Origin of the sequence: Noviherbaspirillum phoenicis (assembly GCF_047237965.1) — a bacterium.
In the GTDB taxonomy this organism is placed as follows: domain Bacteria; phylum Pseudomonadota; class Gammaproteobacteria; order Burkholderiales; family Burkholderiaceae_D; genus Noviherbaspirillum_A.
In genome coordinates this window covers 3,251,224-3,275,395 of sequence record NZ_JBDFLX010000001.1, presented here as the reverse complement: position 1 = coordinate 3,275,395, position 24,172 = coordinate 3,251,224, and the positions used below count along the sequence as shown (strand labels likewise).

Sequence of the window (24,172 nt, the reverse complement as noted above, 5' to 3'; positions counted from 1 at the left end):
TAGGGGCTAGGAGCCGTACGCCGCGTCGCCGGCATCGTCCTGCACCGGCCGCTTGAACAGGCCCTGCCAGCGCGAATGGCCGGCGCGGTTTTCCAGCAGCAGCGTTTCGAATTCCGCCGGCACCATGGCCCCGGCGAACAGGAAGCCCTGGCCGTAATCGCAACCGGCCGCCACCAGCAGCGCGAGCTGTTCGGGCGTCTCGATGCCCTCGGCAATGACCTTCAGTCCCAGCTTGTGCGCCATCACGATGATGGATTCGGCAATGGTGCGGCTGCCGGGATCGGTGGCGATCTCGCTGACGAAGGACTGGTCTATCTTCAGGTAGTCGATGTCGAATTTCTTCAGGTACGCCATCGAGGAATAACCGGTGCCGAAGTCGTCGATGGCGACCTGGATGCCGGCATCGCGGTATTCCAGCAGCTTGTTGGTGACGGTCGACGAGGCATGCAGCAGCAGGCCCTCGGTGATTTCTATCGAAATGCTGCTGCCTGGCACATTGGTGCGCTTCAGATACTGCAGCCAGTCGGCATCGTCGTTATGCGCCAGGAACTGGATCGGCGACTTGTTGACGCCGATCTGGAAGCCTTCGCCGATGCGCTCGCTCCATTGCCTGGAGCAGGAAGCCGCCTGCTTGAATACCCAGTTGCCGATCTGGTTGATGAGGCCAGTCTCCTCGGCCAGCGGAATGAAGCTGGTCGGCTCGACCAGGCCGAAGCGCGGATGCTGCCAGCGCAGCAGAGCCTCGGCCTTGAAGATGCTGCCGCTGCCCAGGTCCAGCACCGGCTGATAATGCACCTCGAGCTGCCCGGCCGGCAGCGCGCTGCGCAGTTCGCTGGCCAGGCGCAGGCGCAGGTGCGCCTTTTCATCCATCGCATAGGTGAAATAGCTGAACTGGTTCTTGCCGGCGTTCTTGGCGGCATACATGGCCTGGTCGGCCTTGCGGATCAGCTCTTCCGGGGTAATGGCGTCGTTCGGATAGATGGTCACGCCAATGCTGCCCGACATGTAGGCCACTTCCTTGCCGATGTGGAAAGGACTTTCCAGCGTCTCCAGGATCTTCTGGCAGACATGCTCGACCCGGGCCGGGCTGTCGAGCGCGGTCAGGATCACGGTGAATTCATCGCCGCCCAGCCGGGCTACCGTGTCGGCGTCGCGCACGCAGCCCTTGATGCGGTTCGCCGCCTGCGCCAGCAGCGTGTCGCCGGCGTCGTGGCCGAGCAGGTCGTTGACCTGCTTGAAGCGGTCGAGATCGATGAACAGGAGCGCCACCTGCTTGCCGCTGCGGGCGGCCTTGCGCACTTCCTGGTCCAGCCGGTCGCGGAACAGGCGGCGGTTGGGCAGGCCGGTCAGCGCGTCGAAGTTGGCATGGTGCCAGATCTTCTCATCGGCTTCCTTCTTGGCCGAGATGTCTTGCATGGTGCCGGTCATGAGCAAGGGCCGGCCGTCGCCGTCGCGCGCCACGATGATGCCGCGCGACAGCATCCAGACCCAGGAGCCGTCAGGGCGCTGCACCCGGAAGTCGCAGGCATAGGCGCTCTCGCGGCCTTCGATGTAGGCGCGCAGGGCCATCCAGATGCGCGCCAGGTCGTCGGGATGGATGCGCTTGCGCAGCGCTTCCTTGATGTCCCCGGCGCCGTTGCCTTCCTCGCCCAGGTTGAGCATGCGCTTGAGGTGGTCGGAGAAGGTATAGACATCGCGCCGGATGTCCCAGTCCCAGATGCCTTCGCCCGAACCTTCGATGGCCAGCTTCAGGCGCTCGTTGCTGATGCGCAGCGCATCCCGTATGCCCTGCTGCTCGGTGACGTCGCGCAGCAGCACCTGGACAGCGGCCTGGTCTTCCCAGGTGATGAAGCCGGCCGACACCTGCACATGCACTTCGGCGCCATCGATGCGGCGCCAGCGCTGCTCCATCAGGGGCAGCCGGGGATGGCCCTCCTGCAAGGCATGCTCGATGCGCTCGCTCACGCTGTGATGAAACTCGGGCGAGATGAAGGCATAGGGCGAATGCCCGACGATATCGTCGACGCTGCCCGCCCCCAGCAGGTCCACCGCCGCCTGGTTGGCATAGACGATGCGGTTGGCGACATTGACCAGCATCGCGTCCGGGCTGAGTTCGATGAGCAGGCGGTAGCGCTCCTCGCTGGCGCGCAGGGCCGCTTCGCCCGCCTTGCGCTCGGTGACATCGAGCGACACGCCGTGGACGCGGGTGCTGCGGCCGGAACTGTCCTTGACCACGCCGCCGCGGGTGTACATCCAGCGCAGCTCGCCGCTGCCATGGCGGCGGATGCGCAGTTCGATGTCGAGCTGCGCGTCCGCCAGCGCCACCGCCTCCAGTTTCGCGGTCAGCATGACCAGGTCTTCCGGCACCACCATGCTGCTCCATTGCGCGCTGGTCAGCATGGCCTGCTCGGCCGGATAACCGAGCAGCACCGCCATGCGCGGCGACAGCGTGCAGTTGCCGCTGGCAAGGTCGATTTCCCATTTGCCGATGGCGCCGGCCTCGGCGGCGAAACGATGGAATTCCTCGCTTTCGCGCAGCGCCGCTTCGGCCTGCCTGCGCTGGGTCAGGTCGACCGTAACCGCCAGCAGCGAACGCGGGCGGCCCTGGTCGTCGTCGAGCCGGGTCAGCGCGCTGTTGCAGAAGATGATGCTGCCGTCGCGGCGCAGGTAGCGCTTGTCCAGCGCAACCTGCTCGACCTGTGAGCCGCCGGCCAGCAGGCGCCGGACCGCATCCATGCTGGGCGGCACGTCGTCGGGATGGGTGACATCGGCGATGCTGGCTCCCAGCAGTTCCTGGCGCGAGCGGCCCAGCATCTGGCAGATGGTGTCGTTGACGCGCAGGAAGCGGCCGTCCAGCGCCAGTTCCGACAGGCCGGCGGCGGCGCGCGAAAAGATCGCCGAGAGCCGTGCCTCGCTGTCGCGCAGGGCCTGCTCGGCCTGGCGCCGGGCGCGCGTCTTTTCCGTCACATTCACGCCGTAGCCGAGGAGCCAGGTGTTGCGGCCATCGGCGTCCACCAGCGGCGAGTAGACCAGGTCGAGATAGGTTTCCTCGGGCGCGGCGCCGGGCGCGGATGCCAGCATGACGGCCATTTCGCGAACCACGAAGGGCTCGCCGCTGGCGCGCACCTGGGCCAGCATCGACTGGTAGCGCGCCGAGCCCAGTTCCGGCACGCTGTCGAACAGCGGCCGGCCGATCAGGTCGCGATGACCCACCATCCTGGTATAGGCCTCGTTGGCGAATTCCACCACGTAGGCCGGTCCGCGCAGCACATGCACGAAGGAGGGGGAGCGGCGGAATACTTCCTCCAGCAACTGCAGGCGGTCGGCATGCAGCACCGCGCTGCGCCGGGCGCGTTCGGCCTGCACCGCGCCGCCCTGGTCGGACTGGCCGGTGTCCTGCAGCAGGACCAGCATGCCGCCCAGGCCGCCATCCTCGGCCGGCACCGGCGTGCAGGTCATGCTGAACATGCCAGGCTCCTCGCTGTCGCCATGGAAGACGGGCAGCGACTGCTGGTGGAAGGTGCGGGACTGGCTGCGGCCGGTCAGCGTGTCGTGGATGGAGCTGGCCAGTTTCCAGCGCTGCGGCCAATGGCCGTGAAACGGCTGGCCCAGCATATCCGGCGCGGCATGGCCGAGCAGGCTGCTGCAGGGATCGTTGAGGAACTGCACGAGGCGGTCGCCCCACAGCAGCACCGCCGGCACCGGCAGGCGCAGCAGCAAATCGACGGTGGCGCGCAATACGGGCGACCATGTCGCCACCGGGCCGAGCAGGGTGCCGGCCCAGTCATGGTCGCGTATGCGTTCCCCCATCTCGCCGCCATCGGACGGCCAGATCGCATGATTGGTGTTATCAGTCTGCTTCATTTCATGGCGTACTTGTCTCGCTCGCCGGACGGCTGTGCAGGCGGGCGTGCGGCAGAACTCATCGCGACGCGTCATGCACTCGTACGCTCCTGAAAGCAATACAAGGCTTTCCGTAAAACGATACCGAAAAGCACATTGCTCTACAGTCAGTCTGGACTGCTACTTTTGGTGAAAGTTCCACCATTTCCTGTGATCATTTGTTCATGGAAAGTGCGCATCGGTTCATGGCAGCGTGCCTGCGCATGGCAAGGCAAGGCGCCGCAGAACCGGGTCAGGAGGCTGCGGCGACCAGGCGCGCCAGCAGCGCGTCCAGCGCCGGATGCGGCGGCAGGCGGATGCCGAATGCGTCGGTGAGCAAGCGTCGCAGGGCGTCGGGCTGTTCAATCATGCTGACCGTGCTGCCGCCGGCTTCATGCACGGTGTAACGGTTGTTGAGCAGCGAATGGCGGCGGCCCGGCTCGGCCCGCGCCGCCATCAGCCTGCTGACGAAGGGCGATTGCGGATAGTGGGCGAGGTACCAGCTGGCCATCGCGAAATCGGGCGGCAGATGGGTGCGCAGGTCGAAGGCGTACAGCGCGCGCCAGCCCTCGGGCAGTTCGGCCTCGAGCTGGTAGCCGTCGTCGAGCGGCACCAGGCGAAAGCGGCCGTGCGGCGTGTGCTGCGGCAGGTGCGGCGCCAGCCGCAGCGGGGCCGAGAGCGTCATGCCGCCGAAGCCGGCATCGGCGATCCATGGCTCGCCGTCGAGCTCGACATGCAGCAGCATGTGGGTGCGCGGATTGACCACGCCCGGCGGCACATTCCACGCCACCCGCGCCGCCAGCGGGCGCACGGCAAAGCCGATTCCGGACAGCGCATGCTGCAGCAGGGTGTTGTGCTCGAAGCACCAGCCGCCGCGGCCGCCGGCAAGCAGCTTCTGCCGCAGCGCCGGCAAGTCCAGCGCCACCTCCATGCCCAGCAGCGGCGACAGGTTTTCGAAGGGAATGGCGTCGACATGCAGCGCGTGGATGGCGCGCAGCGTCGGCAGGTCGGGGCCGGGCCGCGGGCCGCGATAGCCGATGCGGCGCAGGTAGGCGTCGAGTTCGGGGCTTGCATGTGGCATGGGCCGTCTCCTTTGATAGCCGGCGCTGTGAGGGCCGGTTGGCCTGCGCCGGATACATGCGGTCATTCTCGGGAATTCAGCCTGGCAGGGCTTGGAAATTGCCGGGGTGGTATGGCATTCTCTCCACCCTTTCCAAAAAGAATATCCGCCATGACAACCTCCATGAAGCTCCGCATCCTTCCCCTCATTGTATCGGCCGCCTTTTGCACGGCCGCTTTCGCCGCGCAGGCACAGCCGCTCGAACCGGTGCTGGCGCAGGCCAAGCAGCACAAGGCGCCGCTGCTCGAGACCCTGAAGGAACTGTGCAATATCGAATCCGGCAGCCGCGACCTGGAAGGCCTGGACAAGGTCGCCAACCTGATCGCCGGCCGCCTCAAGGCGCTGGGCGGCGAGGTGCAGCTAGTCGACGTGAGCAATGACATCTACCGCATGCAGGACACGCCGGAAAAGGTGGGACGCGTGGTGCGCGCCACCTTCAAGGGCCGCGGCACGAAGAACATCATGATGCTGGCCCACATGGATACGGTGTACCTGAAGGGCATGCTGGAGAAGCAGCCGTTCCGCGTCGATGGCGACAAGGCCTACGGCCTGGCGATCGCCGACGACAAGCAGGGCATCGCCACCATCATCCATACGGTTGCGATGCTGAAGGAACTGAAGTTCGACGACTACGGTACCCTGACGGTCCTGATCAATGCCGACGAGGAGATCAGCTCGCCGGGCTCGCGCAAGCTGATTGCCAAGCTGGGCGCGGAGCATGACGTGACGATGTCCTTCGAGTCCTCGCGCAGCAACTCGGACAAGCTCTCGCTGGCCACCGCCGGCATCGGCGCGGTCACGCTCGACGTGCAGGGACGCGCCTCGCATGCCGGCTCGGCGCCGGAGAAGGGCGTCAACGCGCTGTATGAAATGGCGCACCAGGTCACGCAGATGAGCAAGCTGTCCAACACCGAGACCGGCGTGAAGATGAACTGGACGCTGGCCAAGGCCGGCACCAACCGCAACGTGATCCCGGACCAGGCGCAGGCCGAGGCCGACGTGCGCGTGCTGCGCGCGGCCGACTACGACGGCATCGAGCGCCAGGTGCAGGAGCGCAGCGCGCAAAAGCTGCTGCCGGAGTCCAAGGTCACGGCCATCTTCGAACGCCGCCGTCCGCCGCTGGAAGCATCGGCCGCGTCCAAGGCGCTGGCGTCCCATGCGCAGGCGGTCTACCGCGAGATCGGCCGCGAGCTGGTGGTCGATCCGGTGGCCGAAGGCGGCGGCACCGATGCCGCATTCGCCGCGCAGGGCAACAGCCGCGCCGTGGTGGAGCGCTTCGGCCTGCAGGGCTTCGGTGCGCACACCAAGGATGCCGAATATATCCTGGTCGACAGCATCGAGCCGCGCCTGTACCTGGCTGCGCGCATGGTGATGGACGTGGCGGCCGGCAAGGTGAAGTAAGCCCGTCGCACTGCGGCTGCAAGGACCCGCGATGCGGGCCTGGCAGCCGCTGTCATGCTGCCGATACAATGCGGTGATCCAATCGGTCATGGGAATGCTTCTTGCATCAGCATGAAGCGTTTCCTGCCTCACCTGACACCGGAGCACAGCATGCTGACACCGCAATTCATTGCCACTACCCGCTTCGACGATCCGGACGCCGCGCTCGAACAGGTGCGCACCATCTACGACAACGGCATACGCCACCTGCGCCATCATCTGCAGGACTTCATCCGCGGCGACAACCTCTCCACCGCCGTGCGCGCCTGCTATCCCTTCGTGCGCATCCATACCGATACCCGCATGCCGACCGACTCGCGGTTGTCGTACGGCTTCGTGGCCGGGCCCGGCACCTATGAAACCACGCTGACGCGGCCGGACCTGTTCGGCAATTATTACCGGGAGCAGTTCAGGCTGCTGCTGAAGAACCATGGCGCCCAGAACGTGCAGATCGAGGTCGGCACCAGCGCCCAGCCCATCCCGGTGCATTTTTCCTTTGCCGAGCACGACCATGTGGAAGCCGACATGCCGGCCGACCGGCTGCAGCGCATGCGCGACCTGTTCGACCTGCCGGACCTGGCAACGATGGACGACGGCATCGCCAACGGCACCGACGACATACCGCCCGGCCGGCCGCAGCCGCTGTCGCTGTTTACCGCGCCGCGGGTGGACTACTCGCTGCAGCGGCTGCGCCATTACACCGGCACCGCGCCCGAGCATTTCCAGAACTTCGTGCTGTTCACCAATTACCAGTTCTACATCGATGAATTCATCAAGCTCGGCCAGGAGATCATGTGCAGCCCGATGAAGGACGCGGATGACTACATCGCCTTCGTCGAGCCGGGCAACCTGGTGACCCGCCGCGCCGGCCAGCCGGCCGGTCCGAACGACGAGCGCGGCATGGCGCCGCCGCGGCTGCCGCAGATGCCGGGCTACCACCTGGTGCGAGCCGATGGCAGCGGCATCACCATGGTCAACATCGGCGTCGGCCCGGCCAATGCCAAGACCATCACCGACCATATCGCGGTGCTGCGGCCGCATGCCTGGCTGATGCTGGGCCACTGCGCCGGCCTGCGCAACACCCAGCAGCTGGGCGACTATGTGCTGGCCCATGGCTATGTGCGGGAAGACCATGTGCTGGATGAAGACCTGCCGCTGTGGGTGCCGATTCCGCCGCTGGCCGAGATCCAGCTGGCGCTGGAGCAGGCGGTGGCCGACGTCACCTGCCTGACCGGCTACGAGCTCAAGCGCATCATGCGCACCGGCACCGTGGCCAGCACCGACAACCGCAACTGGGAACTGCTGCCGCAGCGCACGCCGGAGCGCCGCTTCAGCCAGAGCAGGGCGGTGGCGCTGGACATGGAAAGCGCCACCATCGCCGCCAATGGCTTCCGCTTCCGGGTGCCCTACGGCACGCTGCTGTGCGTGTCCGACAAGCCGCTGCACGGCGAGATCAAGCTGCCCGGCATGGCCAATGTGTTCTACCGGCAGCGGGTGGACCAGCACCTGCGCATCGGCATACGGGCCGTGGAGCTGCTCAGGGAAAGGCGGGTGGACAGCCTGCACAGCAGGAAGCTGCGCAGCTTCGCGGAAGTGGCGTTTCAATAAGGGCAGGCGGCCTTGCCGGCCGGCCGCTTCAGCGGGTGCTTTTCCTGCGGCGCCGTTTGGGCGCCGGCTTCCCGGTCAGTGCGCTGGTCCAGGCTTCGGTCATCTGGCGGGCGCTCTTGCTGACCGCAGTCGATGCCTGCCGTTTCGCCTCGGCCGCAACGCGGCCACGGGCCGCGCCGGCCACGGCGTTTGCGCCGGAAAGCCACATGCTCATGAAGGGGTTTTTCTTGCCCCAGGGATTTTTCATTGCGCCACCCCGATCGAATCGTATGACGGTCAGAAACGCGGGGAGACGCTTGGTTCCCCGCTGTTTGTTGCGCTGCGACAGACGATCAGAACTCTTCCCAGCCGTCCGCCGGCGCTGCTGAAGGACGCGGCCTCGCCGGCAGGGCGGCCGGCGCTGCGGTCCGCGCCGGCGCGATGGCGGCCGACGTTGCCTGCGTTGCCTGCCTGGCTGGCGGCACGGCCGGGCTACCCTGGTCAAGCCGGAAAGCGCTGACCACGCCCACCAGCGCCGAGGCCTGCTCCTGCAGCGAACCGGCGGCGGCCGCCGCTTCCTCCACCAGCGCTGCGTTCTGCTGCGTCACCTGGTCCATCTGCGCAATGGCCTGATTCACCTGCTCGATGCCGGCGCTCTGCTCATTACTGGCTGCGGTGATCTCGGCCATGATGTCGGTCACCCGCTGCACGCTGGCCACCACTTCCTGGATCGTGCCGCCGGCCTGCGCCACCAGCCGGCCGCCGGCCTCGACCTTTTCCACCGAGTCGCCGATCAGGCCCTTGATCTCGCGCGCCGCCGCCGCGCTCTTCTGCGCCAGGCTGCGCACTTCGGTGGCCACCACCGCGAAGCCGCGGCCCTGCTCGCCGGCGCGGGCCGCTTCCACCGCCGCGTTCAGCGCCAGGATGTTGGTCTGGAAGGCGATGCCGTCGATCACGCCGATGATGTCGACGATCTTCTTCGAGGAACTGTCGATGGCGGCCATGGTGTCGACCACCTGGGCCACCACTTCGCCGCCCTGGGTGGCCACGCTTGATGCGGTGAGCGCCAGCTGGTTGGCCTGGCGGGCGTTGTCGGCATTCTGCTTCACGGTGGAGGTCAGTTCCTCCATCGACGAGGCGGTTTCCTCCAGCGAGGAAGCCTGCTGCTCGGTGCGCGAGGACAGGTCCATGTTGCCCGAGGCGATTTCACGCGCGCCGGTGGTCATGCTGTCGGCGCCGCGGCGCACGTCGGCGACGATGCCGGCCAGGCTGGCCGACATCTCCCTCAGCGCCTGCATCAGCTGGCCGGTCTCGTCCTTGCTGCGCACCTCGATGCGGCGCGACAGGTCGCCGTTGGCAATCGTGCGGGCGATCTCGACCGCCTGCGCCAGCGGCGCGGTGATGCTGCGCGCCAGCCACCAGGCGAAGACGGCGGCAAAGGCGATGGCCGCCGCCGCCAGGCCCAGCATCAGCGCGCGGCCGCTCTCGTAGGCCGCCGCCGAGTCCTCGCCCGCCTTTTCCAGCAGCTTGTCGCCCAGCGTCACCAGGCTCTGCACCGACGCCATATAGGCCGCCTGCTCCTTGGGCATGGTCTGCATCAGCAGGTTGATTGCCATCGCGCCGCGGCCTTCGGCCAGCATCGCCAGGAATTCCACCTGGTGCTTCTGGTAGGGCGCACGGGCCTCGAGGATGGTCTTGTAGAGCGCCTTGCCTTTTTCGGTGGTCAGGGTCTTGCCTATCCACTCCAGGTTTTCGGTGACGCGGGCGGATCCGGCCCTGATGTTGTCGAGCTCGCGCTTGATTACTTCTTCATTTTCCGACAGCACTGCATTGCGCATCGATATGGCGACGGCATTGATGTCGCTGTTGACCGTGAACGCCATGCGGATCACCGGATAGCGCTGCTTGCGAATCACGTCCGACGCCTCGTTGACCACCGAAAGACGGTTGATGCCCAGCGCCATGATCCCTACCAGCAGCAGGATGACGATGCCAAACCCCGCTGCCAGGCGGGTGCTTACCTTGAAATTAGCCAGAAACATAGTTCACGCTCGACGATCTGATTTGTTGTCATGCCGGCGGCCTGGCCACCGGCGTCTCCTTCAGGCATGTCGCCCGACCACCCGGTTGAGCGGTCTTTTGTTAACGACAGGAAACAAACTCGTCTTTAGCGTGGCGGGAAAATATTCCAGCCCTGGCTGCAAAAGAAACTAGTAAGGGCGCGCCAGATCCATGGTCCAGTAGGTGGGATAGCTCGACGTGCTGCTGGCGACGCAGGCGGTGCCGATGTCGGCATAGACGGGGTTCATGATGTTGGCGCAATGGCCGGGACTGGCCAGCCAGCCGTCCACCACGGACTGCACGCTGGTCTGCCCGGCGGCGATGTTTTCGCCATACGCGCTCCAGGCGTAGCCGGCGCCGGTGATGCGCTGGCCGGCGTTACGTCCATCCAGGCTGGTATGGGAAAAATAGTTGTTGGCCGCCATATCGGTGGAATGCGCGCTGGCGGCATTGAACAGGTTGGTATTCCAGGCCAGCGCCGGCGCCGGGCCGTAATAAGTGGTGCCGCAGCTGCGGCCGGCGGCGCGCGCCTGGTTGACCCGGTCCAGTATCTCCTGCTGGAAGTTGGGCAGGTTGCAGGTCAGGCGGGCGTCGAGGCTGCCGCCCGACGTGGTGGTCGTTGTCGTTGTGGGTGTGGTCGAGCCGGTGTTGTTGTTGGTGGAAACGCGCTTGCGGGCCAGCAGCTGGGTCGGCAGGCTGGCATCGCTGGCGGCCACCGAGGAAGAGAGCAGACGGGTGCCGGTTGCCTCGTCGGCGCCGCCGCCGCAGGCGGTCAGGACGATGGATGCGCCGGCAAGCAGCAGTGGCAGGATGATTTTCAAGGAGGACTCCATGTTGTTGTTGAACAGAAGCAAACATCGCCTTTCGGAAACAATTGCCCGGCGGATGGACTGATGCCAGGATGCAAAGTTCAGCGCGTGGCCTTGCCCGGCGGGCTTGGCGCGACGGGCGGCGACGCTGCGGCGACGCAAGGCACGGGCGACATGCCTGCAAGGGTGGGCAACCTCGGGGCCGGCGCACTCGACGGCCTGCTGCGCGAAGTGCGGGCCTGCACCGCCTGCGCCGCGCATCTGCCGCTGGGGCCGCGGCCGGTGGTGCAGCTCGGCACCGGCGCGCGGATCCTGATCGTTGGCCAGGCGCCCGGCCTGAAGGTGCACAAGAGCGGCATACCGTGGGATGACGCCAGCGGCAGGCGGCTGCGGGAGTGGATGGGCATTGCGCCGCCGGTGTTCTACGACCCGGAGCGCATCGCCATCATTCCAATGGCCTATTGCTATCCGGGCCGGGGCAAGGGCGGCGACCTGCCGCCGCGCCGCGAATGCGCCGACCTATGGCTGGAGCGGCTGCTGGCGCAGCTGCCGGACATCCGCCTGACCCTGCTGGTGGGCCAGTATGCGCAGCGGCATTTCCTCGGGGACCGCGCCCAAGCCACGCTGACCGAGACCGTGATGGCCTGGCGCGACTACGCGCCGTCCGTGCTGCCGCTGCCGCATCCATCGCCGCGCAACCAGCCCTGGTTCAGCCGGCATGCGTGGTTCGGGGAGGATGTGCTGCCGGCCCTGCAGCAGGCGGTGGCAATGGCGCTGGCGGAACAGGGCTGATCAGCCCTTGCCCCAGTGCGAGGGCATGCGCCGCGGGTCGGGACCGTTTTCCAGGCGCCGCACCAGTCCGGTGTCGTCGATGTAGATCGTCATCATCGAATCCCAGACATTGCTTTCCCTGTAGGGATAATTCCAGGCCCGCATGCCGGGATGGCGGTAGACCCTGACTTCGCTTGGCGCGCCGACGATGCGCAGCACCTGTTCCTGCCGGGTCACGCCGGGAACGATGCGCGCGAAGCTTTCTGTCGTCAGCACCTGGGTCAGGGACTGCAGCCGGCCGTCCGCGCCGATGCGCGCCATGTCGGTGGTCTGGCCCATCGGGCCGCGCATGTATTCCAGCAGGCGGGCATCGCCGTCCTGGTAGACGTGGGTGGGCTGGCCAAGGCGGGCCAGCACCTCGGCCTCGGGCGCGCCCGGCGCAAGGGCGGGGCCGCCGAGGCCGGCGCAGGCGGCAAGCAGCAGGGCGGACGCGGCGGGAGCGGCACGGAGGAACAGGGAAGGCATGATGATCGGATACCGGATCGGATGGCTGGTGATCCAGATTAGTCGCGCGTACCGGCCATCGTCAATCGGGCCGGCCGGCGGACGATCAGGCTGTTTGCGGCTTCACAAACGGTGCGCGTACCGATGTTGGAAAGGCAGCAGTAGCTTCAGGCGGCGCGTCGCCAGAGCCTGGACAGCCAGCCGCGTCCATTGGACGCCTGACGGGCGGACGCCGGCGCCTGTGTATCGGCTGTCTGGCCTGTCTGCATGTCGACCGTCCGCGCCTGGTCATGGCTGGCGGGTTTGACCGGCGCGATGTACTCCAGAAGCTTCATCTGGTTTTGCAGCACGCCGATGATCTGGTCCTTGGCCATCAGTTCCGCCCGCTGGGATTCCAGCTGCTGCCGACGCGCCGCCGCTTCCAGCGACAGCATGCGCTCCAGCAGTTCGATGCGCTGCTGCGCGCCCTTCAGTTCGGTTTCCAGCACCGCATGGACAGTCGGGTCGACAGTGCTGTCCGCGCCGCCATCCTGGGTGTCGAAATTGACATTCCTCACTGCCTGGCCGACCGGATTGAGTTTCAGCTGGCCATACACCCGCTGCAACTCGGCTGTATCGATGCCCGGCTTGCCTGTCTCGAGCGTGGTCCACGACAACTTTCCGCTGTCGCGGTCGTTGTAAAGTGTCTGGCGGGTCTTGCCAACCAGCCGGGACGCTTCCGATATCGATACCACAGCCATGCCATCCTCCTTCGCGAAGCGGGAAATGTCGCCCAAACCGCAGGGACAGTCAAGCCTGGATGTCCGGTTACAGCCCATTTGCCTGTAAAAAATACAGAATTTGACACCAGGCAATCGCCTGTCTTTGCTGTCTGTCTGCTGCCTGCCCGCAGCCGGCCGCAGTGGCCGGCGCCCGAGCACCGCTATAATCTCTATTCCTTTTTGCCACAGGTTCCGCCGTGTCCGATCGCACCGCTGTCTTGCCGCAGTACCTTTTCCCCAAACATGCAATGACGGTATTCGCCGGCCTGGTGGCCAATGGCCGGTGGGGCGGCATCACCACGGCCATCATCCGGCGCTTCGTGCGCAAGTACCGGGTCGACATGAGCGAGGCGGCCAATCCCGACATCGCCAGCTACGACAGCTTCAATGCCTTCTTCACCCGCGCGCTGCGCGAGGGCGTCCGGCCGCTGTCGGAGGCGACGTATATCTGCCCGGTCGACGGTGCGCTCAGCCAGTTCGGACCGATCGAACAGGACCAGATTTTCCAGGCCAAGGGCCATTACTATTCGACCGCCGCGCTTGTGGGCGGCGATGCAAAACTGGCGGCGCAGTTCCAGAATGGCAGCTTCGCCACGATCTACCTGAGCCCGCGCGACTACCATCGCATCCACATGCCGTGCGACGGCCGGCTGACCCGGATGATCTATATCCCCGGCACGCTGTTCTCGGTCAATCCGACCACGGCGCGCGGCGTGCCGGGGCTGTTCGCCCGCAACGAGCGGGTGGTCTGCGTGTTCGACTCCGACAACGGCCCCTTCGTGCTGACGCTGGTCGGCGCCACCATCGTCGGCAGCATGGCCACGGTCTGGCATGGCGTGGTCAATCCGCCGCGCACGAAGCAGGTAAGGGAATGGACGTATGCGCCGGGCGAGGTCAGCCTGAAGAAGGGCGAGGAAATGGGCCGCTTCCTGCTGGGCTCCACGGTGGTGCTGCTGTTCCCGGAAAACACGCTGGGCTTCCAGCAGGAATGGGAAGCGGCGCGGCCGGTGCGGCTGGGCGAAACCCTGGGCCATCCGCGCATGGGCCAGACCCATGTCAGTTTCGGCGAACCGGACGGCAGCGCCGTCTGAGCCTGCACAGGACAATCACCGGGAGACAACATGGAGCAAGATCAATTCGTCGAACTGCTGCGGCAGGAGGGTTTCGAGCAGCTTGTGACCGTGGAGCGCGAACCGAACGGTGCGCTGGACCTGCACCGGCATCCGTTCGAAGCCAAGGCGCTGATCCTGGATGGTGAACTGCGCCTGGTGCAGGACGGCCAGGAACAGGTCTGCCGGCGCGGCGACCTGTTCCACCTGGCGCCGAATGCGCCGCACTCCGAGAGCTACGGCCCGGAAGGCGTGCGCTACCTGGTGGGCCGCAAACCGGTCTGAGGCGGCGCGGCACGGGCCGGATCGGGATGCGGCGTCAGCCCGGCGCGCCGTGCGGCGGCATCGAAAGCAGGCGCCGGTAGCGCACCAGATGCAGCGGCGCGCCGGTCAGTTTCAGATCGACCTGTCTGGCGCCATCGGCCTCAAAGCCATGCGCCTCGTAAAACTGCCTGGCCTGCAGATTGGTCTCCAGCACCCACAATGTCAGCGCCTGCCAGCCCTGCTCGGCGGCGGCCGCCAGCAGCCGCGCCATCATGCTGCGTCCCAGGCCGCGCCGCCAATGCGCAGGCAGCAGGTTGATGGCCACCAGCTCGCCGGTGCCGGCGGCGGCATCGGCGTCGCGCGACGGACCATAGACGAAAAAGCCGATGATGTCCCCGGTTGGGCCGAGCACCACATCGGTCGCCATTGCCGCCGGCGCAGAAAGGGCGCGCCGCCAGCTGGTGACCCGGCGTACGCTGTCCATGCGGTCCAGAAAATCCTGCGGCATCATGCCGGCATAAGCCTGCCGCCAGGCCAGTATCTGGATGCGGGCAATGGCGAATGCGTCGTCTTCGACGGCGGACCTGATCGACATGAACAAACTTCTCCGGCAGAACTTGCGGCAAGATGGAAAACGGCTGGCGGCTGCCTCAAGGCCGCGCAGCAGGCGCCAGGCGCTCCGGCCAGGGCGACATCATCGGTCATCCGTGCACTGCCGGCAATGCATGGCCAGGGTCCGTGAGCCGCGGCCGGGTGGCGCCTGCACAGGGCTGGGCCGGCGCCGGTGCGTACCGTACTTTTCCGCAACCCGGAGAATCGCAACGGCAGAGTCGCCGGTACATTTACAGCGTTGGCATGACCCGATACACTAGCCCTCCATTGCAGAATCAAATACTGCAATGCAGAACAATATGTCGCGACCGCTTTGCCAGTTCCGAGCGGATCGCGCCGAGCACATTACCGCCATCGGGTACCGTCTTGCATAGCAGAATATTCAAGCGTGCTTACTGTGTCTGAATGGCAGCCACCGACACGACCGGAGACCCGCATGACCGATAGCAGATTCCATTTCACCCGCCGCGACTTCCTGAAAGCCACGGCCGCCGGCGCCGCCACGATCGCAGCGCCCGGCCTGGCCCAGGCGCAGGCCTACCCATCCCGCCCGATCAGGCTGCTCTGCCCGTGGCCGGCGGGCGGCTCCACCGACGTCGTGATGCGCGCCTTCGCCGAAAGCGCCGGCAAGGCGCTGGGCACGCAGATGATCGTGGAAAACCGGCCGGGCGCCGGCGGCATCCTCGGCGCGGTGGAGATGGTCAAGGCCAAGCCGGACGGCTACACCATCACCCAGACGCCGCTGGGCGTGTTCCGCGTGCCGCACATGCAGAAAGTGCAGTTCGACCCGCTGAAGGACCTGAGCTATATCGCCTGCCTGACCGGCTATACCTTCGGCCTGGTGGTGCGCGCCGATTCGCCGATCAAGTCGATGAAGGACCTGGTCGAGTATGCCAAGGCCAATCCCGACACCTTCACCTATGGCTCCACCGGCGCCGGCACCACGCCGCACCTGGTGATGGAACAGTTCGCCAAGCGCGCCGGCATCAAGCTGCAGCACATTCCCTACAAGGGCAATGCCGACGGCATGCAGGCGCTGCTGGGCAACCATGTGATGGCCCACAGCGACGCCACCGGCTGGGGCCCGTTCGTCGATGCGGGCCGCTGCCGCCTGCTGGCGGTGTATGGCAGCAAGCGCGCCAAGCGCTGGCCGGATGTGCCGACCCTGCTCGAACTGGGCTACCAGACCGTGTCGGATTCGCCGTTCGGCGTGGCCGGCCCGGCCGGCATGGACCCGGCCATCGTCAAGAAGCTGCATGACGCCTTCAAGAAGTCGCTGGAAGATCCGGCCCTGCTGTCGGTGCTGGAAAAGTATGACCAGTCGGTGATCTATCTCGACAGCGCCGCCTATACGAAATTCGCGCGCGAAACCTACGAGGCGGAGCGGGAAACCATCCACAGCCTGGGCCTGCAGGCCAAGAGCTGATCACTGCCAGCCGGGAGCGCGTCGCGGCCCTGCTTCAGGGCCGCGACGGCGCCGGGCCTGCCGAGGCCGGCAGGCCGAAGATGCGGTCGAAACACCAGTTGAAGACAAAGGTGTAGGCGAGGAAGAAGGCAGCCAGCCCGAGGTCCATCACCAGCGCGCGCCACAGGCTCACTTCCAGCCACCAGGCAATCAGCGGCACCAGCAGCAGCACCAGACCGGCCTCGAAGATCGCCGCATGCGCGATCCGGCGCGCCACGCTGCGGCCGCGCACCTGCTGGCGCGCTTCCCACGCCTCGAACATCATCGTAAAGAAAAAATTCCACAGCACCGCCACCGCCGACGTCGCCACCGACAGCACGCCCGCATGGCCCAGGCTGCGGTCCGACAGCGCGGCAAAGCCCAGGCTGCACACCACGATCGCAATCGCCTCGAACACGCTCACGTACACCACCTTGCGTTTGATTCCCTGCACTGTTTGATCCTCTCTTCACGATTCCGGGCCCCATTATAGGAAATGCCGCCGGCAGCCGCCGGCATGCGCCAGGCCAAACCGCAGGCGGAACCGTCCACGGCATCGCAGCCGTGCCACTACAATGACGCCGCCGCCGCGAGGCGGCTTGCCTATACCAGGCTCAGTGCATAACGACGATAAGAAGAGGAACACAGTGACATTCAAAAAAGCATTATTCGGCATCAGCCTGCTGGCCGCCGCTTCCGCCGCGGCCGCGCAAAACCTGCCGCAGGTGCAGTTCATCGCCACCGGCGGCACCATTGCGATGAAGATCGATCCGGTCAAGAATGCGCCGGTGCCGGCCATTTCCGGCGACGACCTGCTGGCCACCGTGCCCGACGTCGCCAAGTATGCGTCGATCCAGGTCAACAACCTGTCCAACGTGCCGTCCGACTACATGGACCCGGCGCGCTGGATCGAGCTGACGCGCGCCGTGCAGGCCGCGCTCGACAAGCCCGGAGTGGCCGGCGTGATCGTCTCGCATGGCACCGACACGCTGGAGGAAACCGCGTTCTGGCTCGACCTGACGGTGAAATCGGCCAAGCCGGTGGTGCTGATCGGCGCCCAGCGCAATGCCTCGTCCTCCGACTTCGACGGCCCGCGCAACCTGCTCAACGCGGTGCGCATCGCGGTCGACCAGCAGTCGCAGCAGAAGGGCGTGATGCTGGCCATGAACAACCAGATCAACTCGGCCCGCTACGTCACCAAGACCCACACCGCGAACGTGGAAACCTTCAATTCCGGCGAGTTCGGCTTCCTGGGCGAGGTCTATCCCGACCGCGTGATGTATGCCAACGCGCCGGTGCGCCGGCAGCACATCCCGATCCGCGCGGACAAGATGCCCGAGGTAGAGATCGTGGCGATGTACGGCGGCGCCGACGGCATGGCGCTGCGCCAGGCGGTGGACCGTGGCGTGCGCGGCATCGTGGTGCAGGCGCTGGGCATGGGCAACATGAACATGGCGATGTTCGAGGCGGTGAAATACGCGTTGTCGAAGAACGTGCCGGTAGTGGTGTCGACCCGGGTGCACAACGGCCGGGTGCTGCCCAACTACGGCTTCGTCGGCGGCGGCAAGACCACCGCCGACGCCGGCGCCGTGCTGGCCGACGACCTGAAGCCGGCCAAGGCGCGCATCCTGCTGATGCTGCTGCTGCAAAGCGGCATCAGCAGCCAGGCCGACCTGCAGGCGGCGTTCAACCGATAGGAGCCCCGCTCCGGCCCCGGACGGCGCTCCGGGGCTGCCAGTGTTAGCAAGGCCGGCCATCTGCGCACCGCCTCCGGCGCCAGGCGGTCAGTCCAGCCTGATCTGGTTCTTGCGGATCACCGGCTGCCAGCGCGCCAGGTCGGACTGCAGCGTGGCGCGAAACTCGGCCGGCGTGCCGCCCACAGGCTCCATCAGCTGGGCCTGCAGCCTGCTTTTCACTTCATCCTCATGCAGGATGCGCGCAATCTCCTTCTGCAGGCGGTCGATGATGGCCGCCGGCGTGCCGGCCGGTGCGATGAAGCCCATCCAGGCGTCGCCCTGGATATCCGGCAGGCCGGCCTCGCCCAGCGTCGGCAGCCCGGGCAGCACCGCGGAACGGCGGGCGGTGGCGACCGCCAGCGCAGTGAGCTTGCCGGCCCGCACATGCGGCATCACGGCCGCTGCCGGCAGCACCGCCATCTGGGTATCGCCGGCCAGGATCGAGGCCACGGCCTGGCCCGAGCCGGGGTAGGGCACATGCACGATCTCGGTGCCGCTGCGCGCCGCCAGCGCCGCCATGGCCAGGTGCGAAATGCTGCCGGTGCCCATGGACGCATAGTTGAACTTGCCCGGATTGCCGCGCAGCCGCGCCAGCAGCGCCGGCATGTCGGCCGCGCCGGTATCGCGCGACACCACCAGCACGCTGGGCTGGGTGGCGGCAATGCTGATAGTCGCGATATCGGTCTGCGGGTCGTAGGGCAGCTTCCCGAACAGCACCGTGTTGGCCGCCAGCGGACCGGAAATGGTGACGCCCAGCGTATAGCCGTCCGGCGCCGCCTTGGCCACCGCATCGGTGCCGATATTGCCGGCCGCACCCGGCTTGTTTTCCACCACCACCGGCTTGCCCAGGCTATGCGAGAGCCGGTCCGACACGATGCGGGCCACGATGTCCGGCGTCGAGCCGGGTCCGAAGGCGACGATTACCCGCAGCGGCCTTGCCGGCCACTGCTGCGCGCCTGCCTGGCCGGCGATGCACAGCAGCGCGGCGCCGGCGATGCCGGCCATGATCAGTCGGATGGTCTTCATGCCTGTTCTCCCGAAAATGTCAGGCCGATTGTCTCACCGGAAAACGCGCGATGGTAGCGCCCGCCGCGGCTTGCGTCAGGCGCTTGCGCCGTCCGCATGGGCATGCGCGTGGAACCAGGCGGCGGTGGCGGCATCGGCCGGGAAGAAGGATTCGATGCGCAGCTCATGCACCGTGACATCGCGCGGCGTGCCCATGGTGGCGATGGTGGTGAACAGGCGCAGCTCGGTATCGCCCTTGCGCAGCGCGACCGTCATGAAGGGCAGGGCGTGGCTGTCGGGATTGACGGCGCGCGCCGCCTCGCGCACGCCGGGCAGGGTCAAGAGCGATTCGAGCAGCCGGGTCGCCTCGCTGCCGGGACCGTCGGCCATGGCTTCGCGCTGCACCCAGTGCAGCAGGTCGGCGCAGACTTCCTGCCAGTTCGCCAGGCAGGGCCGGATGCCGTGCGGGTCCAGCATCAGCCTGACCACATTGACGCCATCGACCGGCAGCGGCTGGCCCGGCGCCAGGCCCAGCAGCCAGCCCATCAGCCGCCGCGCCGGCTGGTTGAGCATCACCAGGTTCCACAGGCGGTCCACCACCAGCGCCGGATAGGGCGCCTGCTGGGTCAGCATGAAGTCCAGCGCCTGCCTGACCGCGGCCAGCTCCGGGTCCGTCAGCGAGCGCTCCCGGTAGGCCGGGGCGAAGCCGGCCGACAGCAGCATCGCATTGCGCTGGCGCAGCGGAATGTCGAGCGCGTTGCCGAGCCGGACGATCAGTTCGCGGCTCGGCTGGGAGCGGCCGCTCTCCAGGAAGCTGATATGGCGCTGCGAAATGCCGCTTTCGGCCGACAGCCGCAACTGGCTGTAGCCGCGCCTGGCGCGCCAGTAGCGCAGCGACTGCGCGAAGTCGCGGAACAGGCTTTCGGCGGCGGGCCGTCCCGTGTCCTGCGCCATGTGCGCTGCCTGCCATCCTGCCATGTTCATGCTCCTCTTCAAAGATGCAGCCCTGCCATGTTGGCCGTCGCCCGAAGCTGCAGCATAACCAATCTAGGAGCCTGCGCGGCAGAACGGTCGGCGGCTGCAACGCGCGAGAAAACGGTCCAGTCCGGTATCACCACCTGCGCCCAGGGGTTCACCCTGGGCTTGTTGGTACTACCAAACTGTCCTCGTTTTTCGCACGTTTCGCAGCAAAGCCTTCTGCCGCGCAGGCTCCTAGGCGAAGGGATTGGCGAAGGCGAACAGCATCGCCACCCCGACGCCGATCAGGAAGTTCGCATCGATCAGCCCGGCCAGCAGGAACATCTTCACCTGCAATGTGTTGATCAGCTCCGGCTGGCGCGCCGAGGCTTCGAGGTAGCGGCCGCCCATCAGCGCGATGCCGATGCAGGCGCCCACCGCGCCCAGGCCGATGATGATGCCGCAGGCAAGCGCGACATAGGCAATGTTGTTCATGACGTTTCCTTTCGGTTGACGATCGATGCGGCAATGCGTTCGGCAGCCGGGCTCAGAGGCTGGCGCGGGCCGGCCCGCGCCGCATGCCCGATGACGCCATCAGTCCCGCATGCTGCCAGGCGGCGAAGGCCAGCACAGAGGCTGCCTGCAGGCCCAAATAGGCCGCCGCCAGCGGCGCCGGGCCGGGCAGCGCCATCAGCGCCAGGCAGGCCACCGCCCACGCGCCATTGCCGGCGATGATGAAGCGCAGCAGCCACGGCCAGATGCGGTCGGTATAGGCCAGCACCAGCAGCAGGTTGGCATAGCCCAGCAGGAAGATGCCGGTGTAGAGCAGCAGGCGGCTGTCGAGCGCCAGCCATTGCGTGAGCATGCGGTTGGCCAGCAGCTGCAGCAGCGCCAGCGCGCCGCTGGCCGCCGCATCGGTCAGCAGGGCAGCCTTGAGCATGCGCGAGGGATGGATGGTTTTCATGGCCGATCTCCTTGTCGATGTGGTGATGGCCCATTCTGTGTACATGCCGGCCGCGCGTCGATTACCTGCCAGGTAATCGCGGCATTGCGACGGCTGGTGCGCTAGATGGCGCGATAGTCCATTTTTCGGTGGACAGACAAGGCGCGGACAGGTCAAATGCTGACTGCGCCGCAGTAACCGGAAGTAAGCAACATGGCCACGGCGCGCAAGCTCTCCTGCCCCGGCAAGCCTGGCGGGAAAAGTCCACCAATTCACTGCTGCGCATGCGCAGCGGCGAGCATGAGCGCACACCGATGAGCCTGACAGGCAAGCCAGACGATGCCACCGAAAACCGCCTCGCAGAGCGCGTTGCCCGCTGGCCGGTGCGTTCTCTGCTCAACTGTTTGGTGGTAGCCTGCCTGCTGCCAGGCGTCATCGGGGCGGCGGGACTGCTGGTTGCAGAGTATCGCCAGCAGCGCGAGGAACTGCGCAAGTCCACCATCCAGACCGCGCGGGCGCTGGGGAAGGCGGTCGACAGCCACCTGCTGCAGGCGCTGGCCGTGGCCCAGGTGCTGTCGACCTCGAACGCGCTGGCGCGCAAGGACCTGGCAACCTTTCATCGCCAGGCCCGCGAGGCCGTGGCGCTGGCCGGACTGGGCACCAATGCCGTTCTGCGCGACAGCAGCGGACAGCAGTTGCTCAATACCGCCATCGAATTCGATGCGCCGCTGCCGGGATGGCAGTTGACGCCGGAGGTGCGGCAGGTGTTCGCCACTGGCAAGCCGGCGGTGTCCGGGCTGTTCATGGGGCCCTTGCTGAAGAAGCACGTCGTGAGCGTCTACGTGCCGGTGAAGCTCGAGGGCAAGGTGGCCTACGTGCTGGCGATCGGCATCCTGCCGGAACGCTTCCTCGACCTGCTGGCATCGCAGAACCTGCCGCCGCAATGGATCGCCGGCATACTCGATCCCGAACTGGCCATCGTCGCCCGCAGCCTGGGCCAGCAGGAATTCGTCGGCCACAAGCCACCCGAGCAGCTGATCGAGGCGATGGCGCGCGCGCCGCAGGGCATGAGTGAACTGACCACGCTGGAAGGCGTGCCGGCACTGGTGTTCTACAGCCGCTCGGCGGCGACCGGCTGGAGCGTGGCGATCGCGGTGCCGCGCCATCTGCTGGAAGGCCCGCTGAAACGCTCGATCCTGACCGCGATGCTCGGCATGGCGGCGCTGTTTGCGATCGGCGTCGGCCTGGCCTGGCTGATCGGGCGCCACATCGCCGGATCGGTCACGGCGCTGATTGCGCCGGCGGCGGCGATCGGCGCCGGTAAATCGGTGTCCATGCCACGCGCCGGCGTCAGGGAAAGCCGTGAACTGGCCATGGCGCTGGGCCGCGCGATGGACTTGCTCAACGAGCGCGGCGCGCGCCTGGCCGCCAGCAAGGCGGAACTCGAGGAAGCGCATCTGCTGGCCCGCTTCGGCACCTGGCACTGGCAACTCGACAGCGGCAAGCTCACCGTCTCCGAGTCGATCCACATGCTGTCCGGGCGGCGCATCGACGCATTCGAGGACATGAAGGCAACGCTGATACCGGCACGCGCCTGGGGCAAGGTGGAAGACGAAATAAAGCGCACCCTGGATAACGGGAGGCCCTTCGACATCGAGATCGCGGCAGAGGACACGAACCATCCCGGGAAGTGGCTCAACATGCGCTGCGAAGCGGTCTGCGACGACAGCGGCGCGGTCGTCGCGCTGCGCGGCACGTTGCAGGACATCAGCGAACGCAAGCTGGCCGAGCAGCGGGTGCGCGACGCCGCCCTGCATGACCCGCTGACCGGCCTGCCCAACCGCGCGCTGATCTTCGAGCACTGCACCCATCTGCTGGCGGCCGCCGCGCGCGGCCATGGCAGCGGCGCGCTGCTGTTCATCGACCTCGACCGCTTCAAGCCCATCAACGATGCGCACGGCCACGAAACCGGCGACCGGGTGCTGCAGGAAGTGGCGCGGCGGCTGCGCCAGTGCGTACGCGACGAAGACCTCGCGGGCCGGCTGGGCGGCGATGAATTCGTGGTGGTGCTGCCCTACCTGCCCGCCGACGGCCAGCATGCGGCGCTGGTGGCGCAGCACATCATCGACCATGTGGCGCGGCCGATCCGCATCAATGCCCTGGAACTGACGGTCACGCCGTCGGTGGGCATCAGCTACTTCCCGCGCTACGCCAGGGATGTCAGCACGCTGATTCACACCGCCGACCTCGCCATGTACCGGGCCAAGCAGACCGGGCGCGGCCACTACCGCATCTATACGCCGGAGCTGGAACGGCAGGCAGAGCTGGTGCTGTCGGTGGAAGCCGCGCTCAAGCAGGCCCTGCGGGACGGCGGGCTGCGCCTGTGCTACCAGCCCGTGATCGACCTCGATTCCGGCAAGCTGGTCAGTGTTGAGGCCCTGGTGCGCCTGCAGGATGCGAACGGCAGCCAGGTGCCGCCAACGAGCTTCATCGCGATTGCGGAATCGGTTGGCCTCATCGAGCAGCTCGGCGAATGGGTGCTTGGCGAAGCCTGCAGGCAGCAGCTCGCGTGGCGCCAGGAGGGGCTGGATATCACGATTGCAGTGAATGTGTCGCCCCTGCAGTTCAGGCAGAGCGCCTTTGCGGAAAGGCTGGGCGTCATCATCGCCGGCGCCGGCGTTGAACCCGGCGCAATCCAGCTGGAGATCACGGAGAGCGCGATCATGGAGAGCATCGACGACGCCATCGCCCTGATGCGGAGGATCAGGGCGATGGGCGTGAAGATGTCGATGGACGACTTCGGCACCGGTTATTCCAGTCTCAGCAACCTGACCAGCCTGCCGATCGACAAGCTCAAGATCGACCAGTCATTCGTGCGTCGCATGGCATTGGGCGACGACGCCAGCCGCACCGTTACCGAGGCCATCATTGCCCTTGGCCACAGCCTGAAGCTGGAAGTGGTGGCCGAGGGCGTGGAGTCGGCGCAGACGGTTGATTACCTGAAACGGCAACGCTGTGATCAGGCCCAGGGATACTGGTTCAGCAAGCCGCTGTCGGCCGCCGAACTGGCGCACTGGTGCGCGCAGTGCGACGTGGGCTAAGCCAGGCAGCCTGCGCGACCATGTAGCCTGGCAGAAGCCCGCCCGCGCTTGCGCGAGCCCGGCTTG

General features: G+C 66.6%; 21 protein-coding genes. 8 read left to right on the top strand and 13 right to left on the bottom strand.

Going from position 1 to position 24,172, the window contains the following annotated elements; genetic code table 11:
- Positions 1-6: 6 nt before the first annotated feature.
- Both ABC383_RS14710 and ABC383_RS14705 read right to left on the bottom strand, forming a co-directional pair.
- Positions 7-3,864: an EAL domain-containing protein gene (locus ABC383_RS14710; protein ID WP_413014846.1), complete on the bottom strand. Its 3,858-nt coding sequence runs from the start codon at positions 3,862-3,864 to the stop codon at positions 7-9.
- A gap of 271 nt (positions 3,865-4,135) precedes the next feature.
- The gene (locus tag ABC383_RS14705) at positions 4,136-4,963 is read right to left on the bottom strand and encodes an arylamine N-acetyltransferase family protein (RefSeq protein WP_413014845.1); all 828 of its coding nucleotides are present in this window, start codon (positions 4,961-4,963) and stop codon (positions 4,136-4,138) included.
- A gap of 162 nt (positions 4,964-5,125) precedes the next feature.
- Here ABC383_RS14705 and ABC383_RS14700 point away from each other — a divergent pair, with 162 nt between their 5' ends.
- Entirely contained in the window at positions 5,126-6,403 is a 1,278-nt protein-coding gene (locus tag ABC383_RS14700; RefSeq protein ID WP_413014844.1) for a glutamate carboxypeptidase, read from the top strand.
- Between the two features lie 150 nt (positions 6,404-6,553).
- A complete protein-coding gene (locus ABC383_RS14695) occupies positions 6,554-8,050 on the top strand; it encodes an AMP nucleosidase (RefSeq protein WP_413014843.1) in 1,497 nt (498 codons plus the stop codon).
- A gap of 28 nt (positions 8,051-8,078) precedes the next feature.
- On the opposite strand, the gene ABC383_RS14690 is transcribed toward ABC383_RS14695, so the two are convergent.
- From ABC383_RS14690 to ABC383_RS14680, 3 genes are all read right to left on the bottom strand, one after another.
- Complete coding sequence (locus ABC383_RS14690; RefSeq protein ID WP_413014842.1) at positions 8,079-8,297, bottom strand: hypothetical protein; 219 nt, start codon at positions 8,295-8,297, stop codon at positions 8,079-8,081.
- A gap of 85 nt (positions 8,298-8,382) precedes the next feature.
- Positions 8,383-10,071: a methyl-accepting chemotaxis protein gene (locus ABC383_RS14685; RefSeq protein ID WP_413014841.1), complete on the bottom strand. Its 1,689-nt coding sequence runs from the start codon at positions 10,069-10,071 to the stop codon at positions 8,383-8,385.
- Positions 10,072-10,239: 168 nt separating this feature from the next.
- Positions 10,240-10,911 (bottom strand): CAP domain-containing protein, encoded by a 672-nt coding sequence (locus tag ABC383_RS14680; RefSeq protein WP_413014840.1) that lies wholly within the window; start codon positions 10,909-10,911, stop codon positions 10,240-10,242.
- A gap of 162 nt (positions 10,912-11,073) precedes the next feature.
- Between ABC383_RS14680 and ABC383_RS14675 the strand changes: the two genes are divergently transcribed.
- Positions 11,074-11,691, top strand: coding sequence for a uracil-DNA glycosylase family protein (locus ABC383_RS14675; RefSeq protein WP_413016377.1), 618 nt, complete (start codon positions 11,074-11,076; stop codon positions 11,689-11,691).
- On the opposite strand, the gene ABC383_RS14670 is transcribed toward ABC383_RS14675, so the two are convergent.
- Positions 11,692-12,195: a hypothetical protein gene (locus tag ABC383_RS14670; protein WP_413014839.1), complete on the bottom strand. Its 504-nt coding sequence runs from the start codon at positions 12,193-12,195 to the stop codon at positions 11,692-11,694. It lies immediately after the preceding gene.
- A gap of 146 nt (positions 12,196-12,341) precedes the next feature.
- The gene (locus ABC383_RS14665) at positions 12,342-12,914 is read right to left on the bottom strand and encodes a hypothetical protein (protein ID WP_413014838.1); all 573 of its coding nucleotides are present in this window, start codon (positions 12,912-12,914) and stop codon (positions 12,342-12,344) included.
- A 218-nt stretch (positions 12,915-13,132) separates the two neighbouring features.
- On the opposite strand from ABC383_RS14665, the gene asd reads away from it, so the two are divergent.
- Together asd and ABC383_RS14655 are read left to right on the top strand one after the other, a co-directional pair.
- On the top strand, positions 13,133-14,026 hold the full coding sequence (asd, locus tag ABC383_RS14660) for an archaetidylserine decarboxylase (protein ID WP_413014837.1): 894 nt from the start codon (positions 13,133-13,135) through the stop codon (positions 14,024-14,026).
- Positions 14,027-14,056: 30 nt separating this feature from the next.
- Positions 14,057-14,329, top strand: a complete 273-nt coding sequence (locus tag ABC383_RS14655; RefSeq protein WP_413014836.1) for a cupin domain-containing protein — start codon at positions 14,057-14,059, stop codon at positions 14,327-14,329.
- 34 nt (positions 14,330-14,363) lie between these two features.
- Here the strand turns inward: ABC383_RS14655 and ABC383_RS14650 are convergent, their stop codons facing one another.
- Entirely contained in the window at positions 14,364-14,903 is a 540-nt protein-coding gene (locus ABC383_RS14650) for a GNAT family N-acetyltransferase (protein WP_413014835.1), read from the bottom strand.
- 453 nt (positions 14,904-15,356) lie between these two features.
- On the opposite strand from ABC383_RS14650, the gene ABC383_RS14645 reads away from it, so the two are divergent.
- On the top strand, positions 15,357-16,346 hold the full coding sequence (locus ABC383_RS14645) for a tripartite tricarboxylate transporter substrate binding protein (RefSeq protein WP_413014834.1): 990 nt from the start codon (positions 15,357-15,359) through the stop codon (positions 16,344-16,346).
- Positions 16,347-16,380: 34 nt separating this feature from the next.
- Here ABC383_RS14645 and ABC383_RS14640 read toward each other — a convergent pair whose 3' ends face one another.
- Positions 16,381-16,818 (bottom strand): PACE efflux transporter, encoded by a 438-nt coding sequence (locus ABC383_RS14640; RefSeq protein ID WP_413014833.1) that lies wholly within the window; start codon positions 16,816-16,818, stop codon positions 16,381-16,383.
- 193 nt (positions 16,819-17,011) lie between these two features.
- On the opposite strand from ABC383_RS14640, the gene ABC383_RS14635 reads away from it, so the two are divergent.
- On the top strand, positions 17,012-18,061 hold the full coding sequence (locus tag ABC383_RS14635; RefSeq protein WP_413014832.1) for an asparaginase: 1,050 nt from the start codon (positions 17,012-17,014) through the stop codon (positions 18,059-18,061).
- A gap of 87 nt (positions 18,062-18,148) precedes the next feature.
- Here the strand turns inward: ABC383_RS14635 and ABC383_RS14630 are convergent, their stop codons facing one another.
- From ABC383_RS14630 to ABC383_RS14615, 4 genes are all read right to left on the bottom strand, one after another.
- Positions 18,149-19,126, bottom strand: a complete 978-nt coding sequence (locus ABC383_RS14630) for a Bug family tripartite tricarboxylate transporter substrate binding protein (RefSeq protein WP_413014831.1) — start codon at positions 19,124-19,126, stop codon at positions 18,149-18,151.
- A 75-nt stretch (positions 19,127-19,201) separates the two neighbouring features.
- Complete coding sequence (locus ABC383_RS14625; protein WP_413014830.1) at positions 19,202-20,083, bottom strand: helix-turn-helix domain-containing protein; 882 nt, start codon at positions 20,081-20,083, stop codon at positions 19,202-19,204.
- Positions 20,084-20,317: 234 nt separating this feature from the next.
- A complete protein-coding gene (gene atpE / locus ABC383_RS14620) occupies positions 20,318-20,557 on the bottom strand; it encodes a F0F1 ATP synthase subunit C (RefSeq protein WP_413014829.1) in 240 nt (79 codons plus the stop codon).
- 52 nt (positions 20,558-20,609) lie between these two features.
- Entirely contained in the window at positions 20,610-21,026 is a 417-nt protein-coding gene (locus ABC383_RS14615) for a hypothetical protein (protein ID WP_413014828.1), read from the bottom strand.
- A 293-nt stretch (positions 21,027-21,319) separates the two neighbouring features.
- On the opposite strand from ABC383_RS14615, the gene ABC383_RS14610 reads away from it, so the two are divergent.
- Complete coding sequence (locus ABC383_RS14610) at positions 21,320-24,106, top strand: bifunctional diguanylate cyclase/phosphodiesterase (RefSeq protein WP_413014827.1); 2,787 nt, start codon at positions 21,320-21,322, stop codon at positions 24,104-24,106.
- Positions 24,107-24,172: the final 66 nt, after the last annotated feature.